Below are 16843 nucleotides of genomic sequence, written 5' to 3'. Positions count from 1 at the left end.
TTTTCCGGATAATAGTCAGTTTTTGTTTGAATAATGAAATTATTGTCGATTTGTTTCTGTAAGTGGTAATTTTAGCTGAAAGTTATCAGATAAAGAAACAAAATTTTGGACTAATTGAGAACTAAATGCACTAGCAAAGTTTTTTTATTGAACAAATACCATGAGGATTAGTTTATGTGGGCTACTAAATCTTTGAGCATTACCGCGGTAGCACCCCATATATTGTAGTGTTTATAAGGTAAAAAGTGCACGTTGTGTGGCTTGCCACTCTTATGAGCAACAAAAACATGGTGGTCATTAGTCGTTATAAAATGCTGTAATGGTACTTGAAATATTTCAGCGACTTCATTTTTATCCATCTGGTAAAGCTGTGCACTGGCGACAATAGCAATAATAGGGGTAACTTGAAAACCACTAATCGTTTGATAAGGCGGGAATTGCCCTAGCACGGTTATCGCTTCACGAGACAAGCCTATTTCTTCATAAGCTTCTCGCAGCGCAGTATCTATTAGCGATGTATCTTCTTTTTCAACTTTACCGCCGGGGAAACTCACTTGTGATGGGTGATGCCTTAAGTGGCTCGCTCGTTTAGTTAATAATACTTGTAAGCCTTCACCATTGTCGGACTCAACTAAAGCAATCAGCACAGCGGCTGATCTTAATGGCAAAGGGTGTTGATAGTTATGCTCAGACTCAGCCAATTGTAATAAATTAAAGCGTAATAAAAACTCATCTTTGGTCATTGGCGTACTCTTTAATTGAAAAAGTTAATAGTAATAATTGCAGCTACATTATTAGAAAGGCTTAACTTAAATTTCACTCAGGTATTAACTCAATGTGCTAACTTGAGGCATTAACTAAAGCCTACACCTGATTGAGTTTTGATAATACCGGTAAAATGCAATTAACTTTATCAAAGGTTTCTTGGTATTCGCTTTGTGCGGTTGAATCAGCGACTAGCCCACCACCCGCCCAACAATGAATTGTCTTATTGTCATTCACCGAGCTATTTTCTGAAGCTTCATTTGGCTGACAAATTAAGGTTCTAATCGTTATGCTAGTATCCATATTGCCACAATTGGAAAGGTAGCCAATTGATCCACAATAAACACTACGACGATGTGGCTCTAACTCTTCGATGATTTCCATGGCACGTATTTTAGGCGCCCCGGTAATAGAGCCGCCTGGAAAAGCACCACGAAGTAGATCTGTAGCATGTTTATCGCTAGAGAGAATACCTTCAACTGTACTGACTAAGTGATGAACTGCTGGGAAGCTTTCAATATCAAAAAGCTTAGGAACCTTGACTGTTCCAGCCTGACAACTTCTACTTATGTCATTACGCAAGAGGTCAACAATCATTAAGTTTTCAGCATTATCTTTGCTGGAATGTCTTAATATTTCGGCATTCTTGGCATCTTGAATTTTATTGTCACTGCGAGGCATGGTGCCTTTAATGGGCTTACTTTGCACTTTACCTTGGGATAGCTGTAAAAATCGTTCAGGTGAGACACTTAAAATGGCCGCATTATCTAAGCGGATAAAAGCAGAGAAAGGGGCTTTATTCGCCTCTTTTAGCGCCAAGTAAGCTTCAAATTCATCACCTTGGTATTGTGCGCTAAAGCGTTGAGCCAAATTAATTTGATAACAATCACCGCTCAATAAGTAACTTTGGACTTTATTAAATTTTTCTATGTAACTGGCTTTATCCATATTGGCTTGCCAGCTACTATTCAAATGAAAGCTAGTGTTGTTAACCTGGTTTGTAATGTTCGCTGAGTTAATGAGATGTTTTTCAATCTCGCTTCGCTGGTCATCAGCACAAACTAAGTAAAATGTTGCTGAACTTTTATCAAAAATAACCGCTCGATCATAAAGACCTACCGCCATCTCAGGTAAATTAATATCTTGCTTAGCTACACTAGGAAGTTGTTCAAAGCGACGGCCTAGATCATAAGCGAAATATCCTAATGCACCCCCTAAGAAAGGTAAGAATTCATGCGTCGAGTTTGGCACGTTAAATAAATGAGCTTGAAGCTGCTTAAGCAATAACAGTGGATCATCGGTGCTGGAGATAATGCTTTTTTCACTAATACTCTTTTCAGGATGATAGGCATCAGGAATACAAGTGCGAGGAAAACAGATTTCGGTGCTATCAGCTTGTGTGGTTAAGGTGGCGATAGGCTGCCACACTAAAATATCAAAGCGACTATCAACATGGTCACTATTACCTGAATCTAACCACATTGCCCAAGCTTGATGAGACATAGGGCCAAATATATCTTCTGATGTAGTACCTCTTTTTAAAGGCAGTACTTTAGCTGAAAGTGTTAAGTCAATTTTAGTCGCATTCATCTCTATGTTAAGCGCCGCAGTAAATGCTGTATTAGTGTTGTTGAACAAGGATTTTTTCACTTAAGTATTCGCTAGTTAAATAGTTATTATCAGCCATTTGCTCTGGCAGCACTTTCAATAGCAGGTTATTATATATATACCCGTTACCAATCAAGATGCATGTTTCAGAGTGCTTGAGCAATTTCAATTCAAGGCGCTGTGATGAAATAATGGTTATTCCCTTATAAATCACAGCAACGATGAAGTGATGTTGCTCAAGCGCTTCTCCGATGGGTTTAAAATGCCTTTTCGCGGCGTTAAATAATCAAAACATAGAGTGACTATGTTTAAATTACTTAACTTGCCTAAAGTCATTTTAATTCCCACTGAAATCCTGCACTTTGAATGGTAATGGGTATTCGATAGATTTATTATAACTTTCAACTACCCAGTATTAAAGGGTATTAAAGAATATTCCAGCTAATAGAGAGCACTATGGCCATAATTAAACAACAAGACTTAATCGACAGTATTGAAGATGCACTGCAATATATTTCTTATTATCATCCACTTGATTTTATTCAGGCATTAGAAAAAGCCTATAACAAAGAAGAATCAACGGCGGCGAAAGACGCAATAGCACAAATTTTGATTAACTCACGTATGTCAGCGCAAGGTAAACGTCCAATTTGCCAAGACACTGGTATTGTTACCTGTTTTGTTAAAGTGGGTATGGCTGTTCAGTGGGATAAAACTGACATGACCGTACAACAAATGGTTGATGAAGGTACGCGTCGTGCGTATTTAAATCCAGATAACCCATTACGCGCTTCAATAGTGAAAGACCCTGCAGGAAAACGTATAAATACTAAAGATAATACGCCTGCGGTTGTACATATTGACATGGTGCCTGGCGCTGGTCTTGAAATAATGATTGCTGCCAAAGGCGGCGGTAGTGAAAATAAAACTAAAATGGCGATGTTAAACCCGTCTGACTCGATTGCTGATTGGGTAGTTAAAACGCTACCAACAATGGGCGCTGGTTGGTGTCCGCCAGGAATGTTAGGTATAGGTGTTGGTGGCACAGCTGAAAAAGCTGGCGTATTAGCCAAAGAAAGTTTAATGGATCCAGTAAACATTCAAGACTTAATTGAACGAGGCCCACAAACAGCTGAAGAAGAATTACGTCTAGAAATTTTTGAACGTGTAAACAAATTAGGTATTGGCGCACAAGGCTTAGGTGGTTTAACTACTGTTGTTGATGTGAAAATTAACTCAGTACCAACCCATGCAGCGTCTAAACCCGTTGTGATGATCCCAAATTGTGCAGCAACGCGCCATGTACATTTCCATCTTGATGGTTCAGGTCCTGCTAATTTAACGCCGCCTAAGCTTGAAGAATGGCCTGAAATCACGTGGGAAGTTGGCGAAAACGTTCGCCGCGTAAATGTTGATGATTTAGGTAAAGCTGATATCAGCGACTGGAAAACCGGTGAAACTGTCTTACTTAGCGGTACTATCTTAACTGGTCGTGATGCTGCGCATAAACGTATTAAAGACATGTTAGCTAAAGGTGAGAAATTACCAGTAGATTTCACTAACAAGTTTATTTACTACGTTGGTCCAGTTGATGCTATTGGTGATGAAGCGGTAGGTCCTGCAGGCCCTACTACAGCAACACGTATGGATAAATTTACTGAGATGATGTTAGCCGAAACCGGTCTTTTAGGCACAATCGGTAAAGCTGAACGTGGTGCAGCAACATGTCAAACCATCAAAGATCACAAATCAGTGTACTTAATGGCTGTCGGTGGCGCTGCTTACCTTGTTTCAAAAGCAATCAAGAAAGCAAAAGTGGTTGCCTTTGAAGACATGGGTATGGAAGCTATCTATGAATTTGAAGTAGAAGATATGCCAGTAACTGTTGCGGTTGATAGCACTGGTGAGTCTGCTCATGTAACAGGCCCTGCAATTTGGAAAGTTAAAATCCAAGAAGCTGAAGAAAAATCAAAGTCTTAATAGACTCTTTTTTTAAATAGATTATTAGTAAAAGGGCGCCTTAGGCGCTCTTTTTTTATGCCTGTAATTTGTGTCATTTCCTTCGCATAGCTAAGGGGGTAATTATCATTAAGTAGGTACAAAATAGTTTTATTAGTATTAAGTTTACGATTAATTTAATAGTAAGCACGAGTTTACTTATTTAACGACTAAACTGTATTAACATGATGAATATTTTAGTTATCTTAATTCATTAGAGGAGTAACTATGCAAGGCTCTATATATACAGCATTCTCAGATATGATCATTGAACAAATGGGAATGGAACAGTGGAATGAACTAATTGAGAAAACGGACCCGCCATCACAGGGGATATATACTAGCGGAGAGCAATACCTAGATAGTGAACTAATAAATATGGTTCAAGCGCTATCGGTTAAAACTGGCATTGATGCTGAAACGTTAGTTGAGAAGTTTGGTCGGTACCTATTCAAGAAATTATACGATACCAGCCCAGTAGATATTTCCAAAATAGATAACTTAAAAAGCTTTCTACTTGCTATCGATGGCCTTATCCATGTCGAAGTGCAACGCCTACATCCCAAAGCTTATCTGCCTACCTTTGAATATGAAACGGTAGATGAAAATACCCTTATCATGTATTACAGCTCTAAACGAAAATTATGTCATGCCAGTGTAGGTTTGATTTATGGCGCTGCAGAGCAGTTTAATGAAATAATAACAATCGAACATCCCGAGTGTATTCATCAAGGCGCTACGCGTTGTAAGTTAGTGATAAATTTTAAAGGTCATAATGAATAACCCCGACTCTTACAAAGTGGCCTACGAACGAGAACGAAAAGCGAGATTGCTGGCCGAGCACTTATTAGATGAAAAAACCCGTAGTCTTTATGACAATTTCCTTAAGCTTGAATCAACGGTAAACGAATTAAAAACAACGCAACAACAGCTTATACAATCTGAAAAAATGGCTTCTATAGGCCAGTTAGCGGCAGGCGTCGCTCATGAAATAAATAACCCGATAGGTTATTCAATCAGTAATTTAACTATGCTGTCCGAGTATGTTGATTCATTATTATTGTTAGATGATTTTATGCTCACACATATGTCCGCAATAGCTTCACCTGAAATTGCTAACGCCTATCAAAAATTAAGGCAGCAAGAAGATATTGATTATATCAATAGTGATATAAAACCTATGTTGGCTGAAACAGATAAAGGACTAAATAGAGTTAAAGATATCGTCAGTAATTTGAATAAAGTGAGTCACTCTGGTGGTTTTGAAAAAGAGCTTTGCGATATTAACAGCCTCATTGAAGAGTCTCTTAAAGTTGTTTGGAATGAACTTAAATATTGTTTAACGGTAAACAAAAATTTAACCGAACTACCTAAAATTTATTGTCACCCGGGTGAAATGAATCAAGTATTACTGAACATGTTTATCAACGCCGCTCATGCAACAAAAGAGAAAGGTGTTTTAGATATAACGACTGCAGTTAAGCAGGAAGAGGGAAAGCAGTACCTGACCATTGAAATAAGCGATAATGGCAAAGGTATACCGCAGTCTATAATGAATAAAATTTTTGACCCTTTTTTTACCACTAAAGCAGTAGGTGTTGGTACAGGTTTAGGCTTATCAATATCCTTTGGAATTATTAAAAAACACAAAGGTAAAATAACAGTCACTAGTGAAGAAAATAAAGGCACTACTTTTACTATTTACTTACCTTGTTAGAGGGATGTTAGCCGTTAACTCAATTTAAGTCGTATAATCGAGTCAAAGGCATTCTGATTAATCAATTCCATGAATACAGACCAATCGGTTGTATTTCAAAGATGCTTAAGCCACTCTCACTCCCCAATACAAACATATCATTCCACATAGTGGTATTTTTAGGTTGTATGAATCATCAGTTTATATTTTTTTAAAACTAATAATATCATCGCCTTATGTTTTATCACGCTAATACTAATGTAGGCGATTAATAATTACACTCGATATTGTTGCATAGTTATTTTGTTTTTTAGAATGATTACTCAATTAACATTAATTGACACTATAGTCAGCTTTATGTGAATATCGAGATAACACTATGCTAGAAATATAGTCAATTCTCTATGTTCAAGCGCCTTAATAAAGCAATAATAACTCGGATGGTCATATGGATATTTTGTATAAAGTTGAAGATAAACCACCAGCAGGTACGTCAATAATACTCGCTGCCCAGCATTTACTTGCCGCGTTAGGGGCGATTATAACGGTACCTTTAGTCGTTGGTGGCGTTTTAGGCTTGCCAGTAGCAGATATTGTCGTTCTTGTTAATGCGGCAATGCTTGTTTCAGGTGTTGTTACTATCATTCAATGTAAAGGTGTTGGCCCTGTTGGTATAAGGCTGCCTTGTGTGATGGGCACTAGCTTCACTTTTGTCGGGGTTTCTATAGCAATTGGTTTTGAGCATGGGGTGGCCGGTATTTTAGGTTCAGCTTTGGTCGCCTCACTTGTGATGATCATTGGTAGTTTTTTTATGCCATTCATCAGGAAGTTTTTCCCGCCGATTGTTACGGGTACCGTCGTTACTTTGATAGGCTTGTCGTTAATTCCCGTAGCTGTTGATTGGTTTGCTGGCGGTCAAGTTGGGCAAGAGGGTTATGCTTCACTGGCTAATTTAGCTATTGGTATGCTGGTTTTAACAACGGTGATTTTGTTATCTATGTTCGGTAAAGGTATCTTATCAGCGGCAGCGGTTGTTATTGGTATGATGGTAGGATTTGTAGTCTGTGTTGCTTTAGGTTTTGTCGATTTTAAACCAGTACAAGAAGCACCTTTATTTGCGCTACCAAGTCCTTTTCATTTTGGCTTATCTTTTCCTATCAGTGGTATTATTGGCATGTCTATCGCCTACTTAGTGACCATAGTCGAATCTACTGGTGATTTTTTAGCATTATCGAATGTAACCAAAACTAAGCTAACAGGTAAGAAGTTATCTAGTGGTATTTTATGTGATGGACTAGGTTCTGCTTTAGCGTCAGTCTTTTCTACTACACCTTTTTCTTCTTTCTCTCAAAATGTTGGTATCGTTGGTATGACAGGAGTGGCTAGTCGCTATGTTGTTGCCATCACGGGCGCTATGCTGATTCTTGCAGGACTCTTCCCTGTAATCGGTGCTCTAGTCGTATCTATACCTTTGCCAGTACTTGGTGGCGCAGGCTTAGTTATGTTTGCCATGATAATCACCGCAGGCATAAATATTTTATCTGAGACTCAGCATACCAAAAGAAACGGTATTATTATCGCCGTAAGTATTGGCGCAGGCATGGCGGTAACAGTTCGTCCTGAATTGTTGAGTCAATTACCTGAATTTATTAAAATAATTTTAGCTTCTGGTATTACGACCGGTTCTTTAATTGCTTTGGTTTTAAATGCAATTCTTCCTGATGGGGATGCTGTAGAAAATACTGATGAAGTAAAAGTACAAATAGAAAAACAGAGTTCTATAGAGGAAGAAAAAATAACTTACCCTGCATAAATATTTTTTGATTACTTATAAAAGGGTCTGATTTTATCAGACCCTTTTTTTGCTTAGTTAAAATTACTGCCTAGTTAATTTAAATATGAGGCGTTTATTACAGGTTGCCTTCGGTATTATTAATCGCTCATACTTTCACTAATGCGAGAGCTCATTCAGTCACTAAAGCATAACTTTACTCACTGGCAAGTACTTCAGATAGCCAACTAGTAAAAGCTAATATGGGGGGATAGCTAAGTTTGTCGTTGGGCGTTACTAAATAATAACCATTATCGGTAGCTTGGGGTGTGTTACAAATTATCTGTAATTCACCGCGTTTTAATTCATTTTCAATTAAAAATCTCGGTAATAATGCCACACCTAGCCCAGCAACGGCAGCATTAGTTGCAATAGAAAATTGTTCAAAGTGCATGCCTTGTTTTGCTTTTGAATTCGATTGTGACTGTGTTTTTGATATTACGTTATGTTCATTAAACCACTGCTGCCAAGCTTCAGGTCTGGTCGATATATGCAATAACGGTAAATTGATTACGTTAGCACATACGTTATCTGCTTGTGCTAATTCTGCTTTTTTGAATAATGTTGGTGAGCATACCGGAACAGTTTCTTCTGCCATTAAAAAAGTGCTATTGGCCTCTGACCAATCAGCTTTACCAAAATGAATAGCACAATGAACATCCTCATGGGCAAAATCAAATGGTGATAGCTTACTTACCGTATTAATGGTGATTTGTGGGTGTTTTGCTAAAAAGTCAGCCAGCCTTGGCATTAACCAACGAGAGCCAAACATCGGTAATATCGCAATATTAAGTGTGCCGCCATCGGGATTCGTCATGATGTTTAGTGTTGCGGATCTTATATGGCTTAAAGCAGAATTGACCTCTTTAGCATAGCTTTTTCCGACTTCAGTTAAGGTTATATTTTGTTTATTACGATGAAATAAATTAACGCTTAGCTGTAACTCTAGCGCATTTACTTGGCGACTAATCGCCCCTTGAGTTAATGCCAGCTCTTTTGAGGCAGCGGTAAAACTACCTGTTCTTGCAGCAGCATCAAAAGCGGCCAGCATGCTGGTACTAGGCAATAACCTTTTAGATTGAGGACTTTCTTTAGGCTGATAGTTCATTATTCTCTTCTTTGATTGACTGCTTTAGCTAATAGCTCCAAACGTTGATGAAATGGCCTTAGTTAATGAGCATAGCGTATCGCTGAATTATTTATTTACATGCTTGTCAGTATAACCAAAGGCCGATTCTCTTTATTACTTAGGATCAAACAAGACGAATAAGGAGGCTTATTTTCTCGTAGGTATTACCAAAGGTCATGAATTGATGATTTTTACTCGTTTGATTCGTACCGCACTTTCTTTGAAAATCTCCTGATAAAACACCTTGTCTGAACTATTAACCTTTAAACATATGCCGTGTGTTCATCAATATTTTGAGTTTACGGTAGAGAGCCTTGTTATGACTAACTCCAATTCAAACTCCAACGTTTCAACGACTAAAACGTCCTTGACTGAAGCCTCACCTACTGAAGTAAAGCATATTGATGTTGCTATAGTTGACCCAAGCGCTTGTCAGCCTAATAACCAAGTATTAGATGGTAATGTCCATAGTCGAACTAGTGGCATTAGTGATGTCAGTGAAACTGATATTGACGATATGATGGCTGTGTATCATTACAGTGATGATGTTCGCCAAACGATTATAAATGAAAAACTATTGTCACCGGGGCTATTAAGTCGTCTGCATGCTTCTTACCCTCAGCATTCGGGTTTACTCGATAAAGAAGCACATATGTTTGATGAGAAAGATCAATACACTGGTCTGTCAGGTTTTCGCCGTGTGGTTGAAATTCTTGAAGCTAATAATATAGATATTGGTGATATTGAAGAGCGGGAATTGTTTATTGAGGTCTATCGTTTTTTAGCCACTAAGCATAGTTTAAATAGCATTGACTGGAATAATTTTTATGAAGATTCAGTCTTTCAGTTAGTGATGCCGCAACCGAATATGATTAACAAAATTACCGTTGCTGAATATTTAGTTGCTAGCCTACCAGAGAAAAAAATCATTGTTGCTGATTACCAAGAAAAAACCAGTCCCCATGATGGTAACCAACAACTTAATAAACCCTGGTTTGAAAACGAGCAAGGTGAAATAGAGTTTCTTGATGGTAGCCAACATAAATACCCTCAGTGTCAGTTAATTTTTGATAAAACCACACAGAACTGCTTTTCATTTTGTACTTACTGTTTCCGTCATGCGCAAGTTCGCGGTGATGAAGATATGTTTATCCAAAAAGAAATAGATCAAATCCATCGTTACTTGAAAGTGCATAAAGAAGTTACTGATATGCTTATTACTGGTGGTGATGGTGGCTACATGCCAGCGAGTCGTTTTGAACAATATGTTACGCCATTAATGGAAGATAGAGAGTTATTGCATATTAAAACGGTTCGTCTTGCTACACGTGCGTTAACCTTTCAACCAGAAATGATTTTGAGCAGTAAGTACGACAAGATGTTAGCAGTATTTGATAAGATGCATGAAAATGGCATTCAACTAGCATGGATGGCACATTTTTCTACCCCACGTGAATTATTAAACCCAACAACGATTGCTGCAATACGTCGTTTGCAACGCCATGGTGTGGTTATTCGTAGTCAAAGTCCGATGATGAATCACATCAGTTTATTCGAGCATAAAGATGGCTCAATCGATATAGATCGCAGCGCACAAAACTGGATAGATTTATCTAATATATTAGGTACTATGTTAATCAGTTTTCATTCTATGTATTGCGCTAGACCAACAGGTGAACATCATTACTTTACTGCACCTCTGAGCGCGGTAAGTCAAATATTTGATAAAATTTATCGTGAATTACCATCTATTAACCGTCCCTCACGTCATCTTTCAATGACCACTTCTGCGGGTAAAATATCGATTATGGGAGAATGTGAAGTTGGCGGAGAGCGAGCCTTTGCTTTGATGTTTACTGAAGGGCGTAACATGAAGTGGATGGATAAAGTATTCTTAGCTAAATATGATGAAACCACTAACGATGTGAAATTGCTTAAACCGTTTGATACCGACAAATTTTTCTTTGAAGATGAATTGGCTACCATTGAACATGACCTAGCAGCAGCGTTAACGAATAGATTAACGGTGTAATTACTGTAATTGGTATAAGTAAGAGATCACAGGTGTAGTGTTATAAATAACATACTTGTTATCTTTGAGTGAACTCACTTTAAAGCCTTGCTTAGATTGCAGGGCTTTTGCATTTTTAAATTTCAGTGAAGCTGATTATCTAAACTCAACTGAATTTACAGTCATTTCATTAGTCCTTTAATTATTAAGTCACTACTTAGCAAGGTACTTTTTAGGTGAACAACCCAAGTGCTTTTTAAAGGCGGTAATAAATGCAGACGTTGATTCATAGCCTAACTCAAAGGCAATTTCTGCCAGTTGCGAGTTGCTGTTAAGTAGCTCTAACGATTTTAATATTCTCAACTTCTGTTTCCATCGACTAAAGCCCATGCCGTAATTTTGATTAAATAATCTATTTAGGGTGCGACTTGATGCGCCTACTTTGAGTGCCCATTGTTCTACGGTTAACTTATTTGCGGGCTCTTGGTTTAGCGTTTCAATGATAGGTAATAGTCGTTTATCTTGAATGGTCGGCATAAAAAGCTCGTTACTTTTTGCCATGGCTAATCGATCTAATAATACCAGAATAAAACGTTGTGTTTGTGCTGTTTCTTCGTAGTCTTCAGGCCAGTTTGATATTTCTAGTATCAATGATTTCAATAAAGGGTCAACGGTTAACGGCCGTACTTGTTGACCTAATATTTTGCTTAATTCAGGGGCTATATATAAGCTGCGATAACTCACTTTATTCTTACAAAAATGTTGATGAGCCATACCCGGAGGTAGCCAGAGTGCTTGCTCAGGTGGAATAACAAAAATTCCGGCATCGGTTTCAATGTGCATAACCCCAACACAAGAATAGGAAAGCTGCGACCAAGGGTGAGAATGACTAATAATCTGAGTCATCGCTTTAAATTCAGCAGACAAAGGTAATACCGAGCGGGGTAAGCTTGGATAAAGCCGGCTAGGACTTTGCTGATGCCAAGTTGATTTTGTCTGAATTGATAAACTATCTGTCATAATTGTCGCTATAGGTCATGTTGAAATCATCATATAATGGCTACTTTAGCGACACAAGTAGATAGGTCGAAGATCGCTTGTATATCTATCATTTTGGCATTTAGCACTCTCAATGAATTAACAAGAGTTAACTCTTTAGTGTTATTTAGTAAGTGTCAGTAACCTAGTATCAGTTATTTAGAACAGGGATTCGTATGGACAAAGCAACGACAGAACAAGTAAGTACGGGAAATACAGCGCCACTTATAGCAGCACAGACTAATAGATGGCACAGTCCGTTTGTTTTCTTAGCTGTTGCCAGCATTATCATGTCAGTTACTTTTGCTGGTTGGATGGCGATGCTCAATAACTTTGTTGTTGAGCAGGCTGCTTTTACCGGGGCTGAAATTGGTATGTTGCAGTCTTTAAGAGAAATTCCCGGCTTCTTAGCGTTTACAGCAATTTTTGTATTATTGGTGTTTACCGAGCAAGTCTTCGCGTTGATTTCTTTGTGTCTATTATCCATAGGCGTTGCTATTACTGGGCTATTCCCTAGTATTTATGGGCTTTATGCGACAACAGTATTAATGTCGATAGGCTTTCATTATTACGAAACCTTAAATACCTCATTAAGCTTACAGTGGTTTAAAAAAGATGAAGCTGCAGTAAAACTTGGTCAATTAATGTCAATTAAGTCCGCGGCGTCACTGCTCTGTTATGCCTTAATTTGGTTAGGTTTTAGTATTTTTTCAGCTAGCTATCAAGTGATGTATTTGTTTTTTGGTTTAAGTGGCTTACTACTAACAATATGGCTAGCGTTTACTATGCCTAAGTTCCCTATGGAACATGCACAACATAAAAAAATCATATTAAGAAAACGTTATAGTTTGTATTACTTACTGACCTTTTTAGCAGGCGCACGTCGACAGATATTTGTGGTTTTCGCTGGATTTTTGATGGTAGAAAAGTTTGGTTATAGTGTTCAGCAAATCACAGTTTTATATATGATTAATCATGTTATTAACTTCTTTTTAGCACCTAAAATTGGTGTTTGGATTGCGAAGGTAGGGGAGCGTAAAGCATTAACCTTAGAGTATTTAGGCTTAATTACCGTTTTTGTCGGTTATGCGTTAGTTGAATCTGCAAATATAGCAGCGGTGCTTTATGTGATTGACCATTTGTTTTTTGCTATGGCCATTGCGTTAAAAACCTATTTTCAGAAAATAGCGGATCCAAAAGATATTGCCTCAAGTGCTGGGGTAAGCTTTAGCATTAATCACATTGCTGCGGTTGTTATACCCGCGACCTTTGGTTTAATTTGGTTATATGATCACTCATTAGTCTTTTATGCCGGTGCAGTATTTGCGGTACTGTCTTTAACGGCAAGCCAGTTTGTTAATACCAAAAAAAATACCGTGGTGGTTTAAAGCTAAAGTTGTATTAGCTATTTGTATAGGGGCTAAAAGATTAATCAGTACCCGATTAATCTTTTTGTGACGGCAAGGTAATGATGATCTTTGTTCCTTCACCTAAGCTACTTTGACAGCTAACGATACCATGAAGTTGTTGTGTGATTAGGTTATAGACAATGTGCATGCCTAACCCTATAGCACCGGTACGTCTTGATGTGGTGAAAAATGGTTCAAAAATAGAATCAATTACCTCAGGAGACATGCCATTACCATTATCCGAGATAATTAGGTCTATATTTTTCTCATTTTTCAACAAGTGAATTGTGATTAAACCCGAGTCAGCGTCAGTAAATGCATGAATAAGTGAGTTTTCAACTAAATTGGTGATCACTTGAATAATAACACCCGGGATTGAATAAATTTCAATATTAGTATCAGGACAATTTATGATGAGTTTATGCTTTGCTTGTTCGACCCTAGGTTGTAATGATCGAGAAACGTTGGTTATATAGTCAAATAAATTAAACTGTTTAAATTCTTCTGATGATTGATCAACAGCAACTTGTTTAAAACTGGTCACCAAGTCAGAGGTTCGTTTAAGGTTATTTTCCAATAAATTAGCGCTTTCTATCAATTTTTGTTGTTTTTTAGTAAATTCAGATTTTTTCAATATGCCACTTTCAATTTGTTGAAAAAATTCTTCGGTCATATCTTTAATGTAAGAAGCTGCAGTAATGCTGATACCCAATGGTGTATTTATTTCATGAGCAACGCCACTCACTAATCGTCCTAATGAAGCATGTTTTTCCTGCTCTATAAGTTGCTGTTGAGTGTCTTTTAATTGAGTCAGCGAGTCTAATGCTTGTTGTGTTTTGGCTTCTAGCTGCTCTGTTCTTAATAATACTTTTTCTTCTAGCTCGTTATTTAAGGTATTAATTTCAGATTTTGATTGTATCAGTTGGGCATTGTTTATTGTGATTTGATCAATATAACTACGGACTTGTTCATATACTTCATCAAGTGCATGCACGATAGGCGTAAACTCATTATCTTCTGAGTAAGATATATGTTGAATTTGAACGATTTTTTCGTCGTCAGATCGATAAGTAATCGAGTTTTTAATTAACGTGAGTACCTTATCGAAAGGGGAAAACAGTACATGCATAAAAATAATTAATAACATAATAAAAAAGAAGCAAATGCTTGTACCTATAAGTAAGGTAAGGTGAGCAATGCTGTTGATGTCTTTTTCTAAATCAGAAACAGGGCTTAAAGAGCCAAAAATAAAACCACCGTCTGTGCCATGAAAATAGATATTGTAGTTAATGCCCTCTATGAGTATGTTATTGAGAGTCGTTAGCTTGTTTATTTTATTATCACTGAGTACTTGCTTGCCCCAGTTAAACTGATCAGCTTGTTGCATCACTAATGTCGGGTCTTTAGGATAACTGAGAAATTGCTTTGATGCTTTGTGAATGAAAAAAGGATAAGAATTTTCAGATACTTTAACTTTAGATAATAATGAGGTTAACTTTGTTAAAGACCAGTCTACGGTTGTCATGCCAATCATATTTTTTTGATCATCAAACATTACAGCATCTACCGTCATCATTAATGAATAACTACCGGCATCATCAATATATGGAGGTGTCCAAAAAAGCGCTCTAGTACTTGGCTTTTCTTGGTGCCAATTACTTGCCGAGGGCATAGTGTACCAATCTTGGTTGTGATAATCATATTCAGCAGTATTAAGTTGCCAGCTAAACTCGACCTCTTTTTTTCCTTGGAAGGCATAAGGGCCAAAATATTTTATTGATGGGTCAATGAGGTAAGGCTCAAACCATATGCCACCGCCAATGGCTTCAGGAATCGAAGTGAAGTTTTTGATCAGTATTTTTTTAATGGCAATGGATAATTGTTCAACCGTCAGCTGTTTTTCTTGCCTTAGGGAATATAGGTGTTCTGAGGTGATAGCTAAATTGGTGGCATTTCTTTCGAGTAGCAGGGTTAAACTATTAATTTTTTCAATGGTAGCAATAAAGGTTTGCAGAATTTCATTATTTTTTAATCGAGTTAACTCGTTTTTGTAATTGAGGTTATTGAATAGTTGGATAGTACCGTAAGCAATAATCTGAAAGAGTACTACAAACGTAAGAATGCGCGTTTTTATATTGAGTTTAAGCATAAAAACTCACCATTAATCCTTAGTGTTATAGCAAAGAAAAGATAAAGTTCGCTATATAACGTTTGCCCAATTTAAACATATACAGCCTGTCGGTTTTTTAAGTCTTTTTTACCAAGTAACTTTAGCATCAAAAACAAATGTTCAATAACATTTTTGCAACTTTTTCTTAATATAAAGAATGATGTATGAAAAGCTACTTTTCGAAATGGTTACTCATCATCACGTTCATCTTCTTAGTGGGTATAATTTAGTTACCAGCTAATCTAAAAGAGCTTCTTTTAAAAATTGATAGAAACATTGAATGCGAGCGCTGTGCTTTAAATCTTTATGATAAACAAACCATATACTTTCATCTTTATTCGGAATATCTAAAGCCATTTTCACCATTGTCGGATTCAAGCTAGCTTGGTATTCCCCTATAGGTCCTATGCCCATACCGGCAATAACAGCCTCGTGAATATCAGGGAAGTGAGTGCTTTGAAAAACTATCCTATCTTTGTTAATTTTATCAACAATGTAATTAACAAAGGGTATTCGGTATTTCTCCTGCGTTGGTAATACCCATTGATGATCGTTAAACTCACTGATGTTTTTGGGTTGACCGAACTCATCAACATAACCTTGTGTCGCATAATAAGCCGTTGTTAATCGAGTTAGGTTTTTTACGACAAGATCAACACCTACTGGGCTTGGACCTGCTCGTAAGGAAACATGGGCAGCACCTGAATCGAGCGGTACAATGTCATCAGTAGAAATGAGTTTAAGGCGAATTTTAGGGTATTTATCTCTAAATGCTTTTAATGTGGGAGTGATCACTGGGGAGAATGAACTCACCGTGGTGATCCTCAACTCGCCACTAATATCACCCTCAACATTTTGCAGTTTATTTTCTAAGCTAGAGAATTTTGCCAACATTTCAGGCATTTCATCCATTAACACGCAGCCGGCATCGGTAAGTTTATAACCACGCTGGTGGCGGATAAATAGTTTAACTTCAATTGCTTGCTCTAATTGGTTTATGCGTCTTAATACGGTGGCATGGTTTATCCCAAGGGATATGCCTGCTTGGCTTAAGCTGCCGTCAATAGCAACTTGATAAGCTATTTTATAATCATCCCAAGAAGTGTCTTTCATTATTAGTTCCACTATTTCAATTATATAAAATGTCATGAGTTGTGCGTTTATGCACAACAGTTTCGCATTTATTGC

At 37.4% G+C, this 16843-nt stretch carries 12 protein-coding genes; 6 read left to right on the top strand and 6 right to left on the bottom strand.

The features are described 5' to 3' along the window. Positions 1-167: 167 nt before the first annotated feature. Together CXF85_RS03315 and pabB are read right to left on the bottom strand one after the other, a co-directional pair. A complete protein-coding gene (locus CXF85_RS03315) occupies positions 168-743 on the bottom strand; it encodes a CoA pyrophosphatase (protein ID WP_101227089.1) in 576 nt (191 codons plus the stop codon). A 121-nt stretch (positions 744-864) separates the two neighbouring features. Beyond that, positions 865-2355, bottom strand: coding sequence for an aminodeoxychorismate synthase component I (gene pabB, locus CXF85_RS03310; RefSeq protein WP_101227332.1), 1491 nt, complete (start codon positions 2353-2355; stop codon positions 865-867). Positions 2356-2829: 474 nt separating this feature from the next. On the opposite strand from pabB, the gene CXF85_RS03305 reads away from it, so the two are divergent. The 4 genes from CXF85_RS03305 (at position 2830) to CXF85_RS03290 (ending at position 7880) form a co-directional block, all read left to right on the top strand. After that, a complete protein-coding gene (locus CXF85_RS03305) occupies positions 2830-4353 on the top strand; it encodes a fumarate hydratase (protein ID WP_101227088.1) in 1524 nt (507 codons plus the stop codon). A gap of 246 nt (positions 4354-4599) precedes the next feature. Further along, positions 4600-5154 carry a heme NO-binding domain-containing protein gene (locus CXF85_RS03300; protein WP_101227087.1) on the top strand — a complete coding sequence of 185 codons (555 nt, stop codon included), beginning with the start codon at positions 4600-4602 and terminating at the stop codon, positions 5152-5154. Beyond that, positions 5147-6088, top strand: a complete 942-nt coding sequence (locus tag CXF85_RS03295) for a sensor histidine kinase (RefSeq protein ID WP_101227086.1) — start codon at positions 5147-5149, stop codon at positions 6086-6088. The genes CXF85_RS03300 and CXF85_RS03295 overlap by 8 nt, the downstream gene beginning before the upstream one ends. 427 nt (positions 6089-6515) lie before the next feature. Next, the gene (locus tag CXF85_RS03290) at positions 6516-7880 is read left to right on the top strand and encodes a nucleobase:cation symporter-2 family protein (protein WP_101227085.1); all 1365 of its coding nucleotides are present in this window, start codon (positions 6516-6518) and stop codon (positions 7878-7880) included. Between the two features lie 175 nt (positions 7881-8055). Here the strand turns inward: CXF85_RS03290 and CXF85_RS03285 are convergent, their stop codons facing one another. Further along, a complete protein-coding gene (locus CXF85_RS03285; RefSeq protein ID WP_101227084.1) occupies positions 8056-9006 on the bottom strand; it encodes a LysR family transcriptional regulator in 951 nt (316 codons plus the stop codon). A 340-nt stretch (positions 9007-9346) separates the two neighbouring features. On the opposite strand from CXF85_RS03285, the gene CXF85_RS03280 reads away from it, so the two are divergent. Further along, entirely contained in the window at positions 9347-11059 is a 1713-nt protein-coding gene (locus tag CXF85_RS03280) for a hypothetical protein (RefSeq protein ID WP_101227083.1), read from the top strand. 192 nt (positions 11060-11251) lie between these two features. On the opposite strand, the gene CXF85_RS03275 is transcribed toward CXF85_RS03280, so the two are convergent. Then, positions 11252-12058: an AraC family transcriptional regulator gene (locus CXF85_RS03275; protein ID WP_101227082.1), complete on the bottom strand. Its 807-nt coding sequence runs from the start codon at positions 12056-12058 to the stop codon at positions 11252-11254. Between the two features lie 194 nt (positions 12059-12252). On the opposite strand from CXF85_RS03275, the gene CXF85_RS03270 reads away from it, so the two are divergent. Further along, entirely contained in the window at positions 12253-13464 is a 1212-nt protein-coding gene (locus tag CXF85_RS03270) for an MFS transporter (protein ID WP_332870681.1), read from the top strand. A gap of 55 nt (positions 13465-13519) precedes the next feature. Here CXF85_RS03270 and CXF85_RS03265 read toward each other — a convergent pair whose 3' ends face one another. Together CXF85_RS03265 and CXF85_RS03260 are read right to left on the bottom strand one after the other, a co-directional pair. Then, positions 13520-15634, bottom strand: a complete 2115-nt coding sequence (locus CXF85_RS03265; protein ID WP_101227081.1) for a sensor histidine kinase — start codon at positions 15632-15634, stop codon at positions 13520-13522. Positions 15635-15892: 258 nt separating this feature from the next. Beyond that, positions 15893-16768 carry a LysR family transcriptional regulator gene (locus tag CXF85_RS03260; RefSeq protein ID WP_101227080.1) on the bottom strand — a complete coding sequence of 292 codons (876 nt, stop codon included), beginning with the start codon at positions 16766-16768 and terminating at the stop codon, positions 15893-15895. Positions 16769-16843 lie beyond the last annotated feature (75 nt).

It is taken from the genome of Colwellia sp. 75C3 (genome assembly GCF_002836255.1).
Taxonomy (GTDB): domain Bacteria; phylum Pseudomonadota; class Gammaproteobacteria; order Enterobacterales; family Alteromonadaceae; genus Colwellia.
This window is presented reverse-complemented; position numbering and strand designations above follow the sequence as displayed.

What these genes read in the sequence shown, in the direction of transcription:
- CXF85_RS03315 (WP_101227089.1), bottom strand. Translation starts at nt 743, where the DNA reads ATGACCAAAGATGAGTTTTTATTACGCTTTAATTTATTACAATTGGCT.
- pabB (WP_101227332.1), bottom strand. Translation starts at nt 2,355, where the DNA reads ATGAATGCGACTAAAATTGACTTAACACTTTCAGCTAAAGTACTGCCT.
- CXF85_RS03305 (WP_101227088.1), top strand. Translation starts at nt 2,830, where the DNA reads ATGGCCATAATTAAACAACAAGACTTAATCGACAGTATTGAAGATGCA.
- CXF85_RS03300 (WP_101227087.1), top strand. Translation starts at nt 4,600, where the DNA reads ATGCAAGGCTCTATATATACAGCATTCTCAGATATGATCATTGAACAA.
- CXF85_RS03295 (WP_101227086.1), top strand. Translation starts at nt 5,147, where the DNA reads ATGAATAACCCCGACTCTTACAAAGTGGCCTACGAACGAGAACGAAAA.
- CXF85_RS03290 (WP_101227085.1), top strand. Translation starts at nt 6,516, where the DNA reads ATGGATATTTTGTATAAAGTTGAAGATAAACCACCAGCAGGTACGTCA.
- CXF85_RS03285 (WP_101227084.1), bottom strand. Translation starts at nt 9,006, where the DNA reads ATGAACTATCAGCCTAAAGAAAGTCCTCAATCTAAAAGGTTATTGCCT.
- CXF85_RS03280 (WP_101227083.1), top strand. Translation starts at nt 9,347, where the DNA reads ATGACTAACTCCAATTCAAACTCCAACGTTTCAACGACTAAAACGTCC.
- CXF85_RS03275 (WP_101227082.1), bottom strand. Translation starts at nt 12,058, where the DNA reads ATGACAGATAGTTTATCAATTCAGACAAAATCAACTTGGCATCAGCAA.
- CXF85_RS03270 (WP_332870681.1), top strand. Translation starts at nt 12,253, where the DNA reads ATGGACAAAGCAACGACAGAACAAGTAAGTACGGGAAATACAGCGCCA.
- CXF85_RS03265 (WP_101227081.1), bottom strand. Translation starts at nt 15,634, where the DNA reads ATGCTTAAACTCAATATAAAAACGCGCATTCTTACGTTTGTAGTACTC.
- CXF85_RS03260 (WP_101227080.1), bottom strand. Translation starts at nt 16,768, where the DNA reads ATGAAAGACACTTCTTGGGATGATTATAAAATAGCTTATCAAGTTGCT.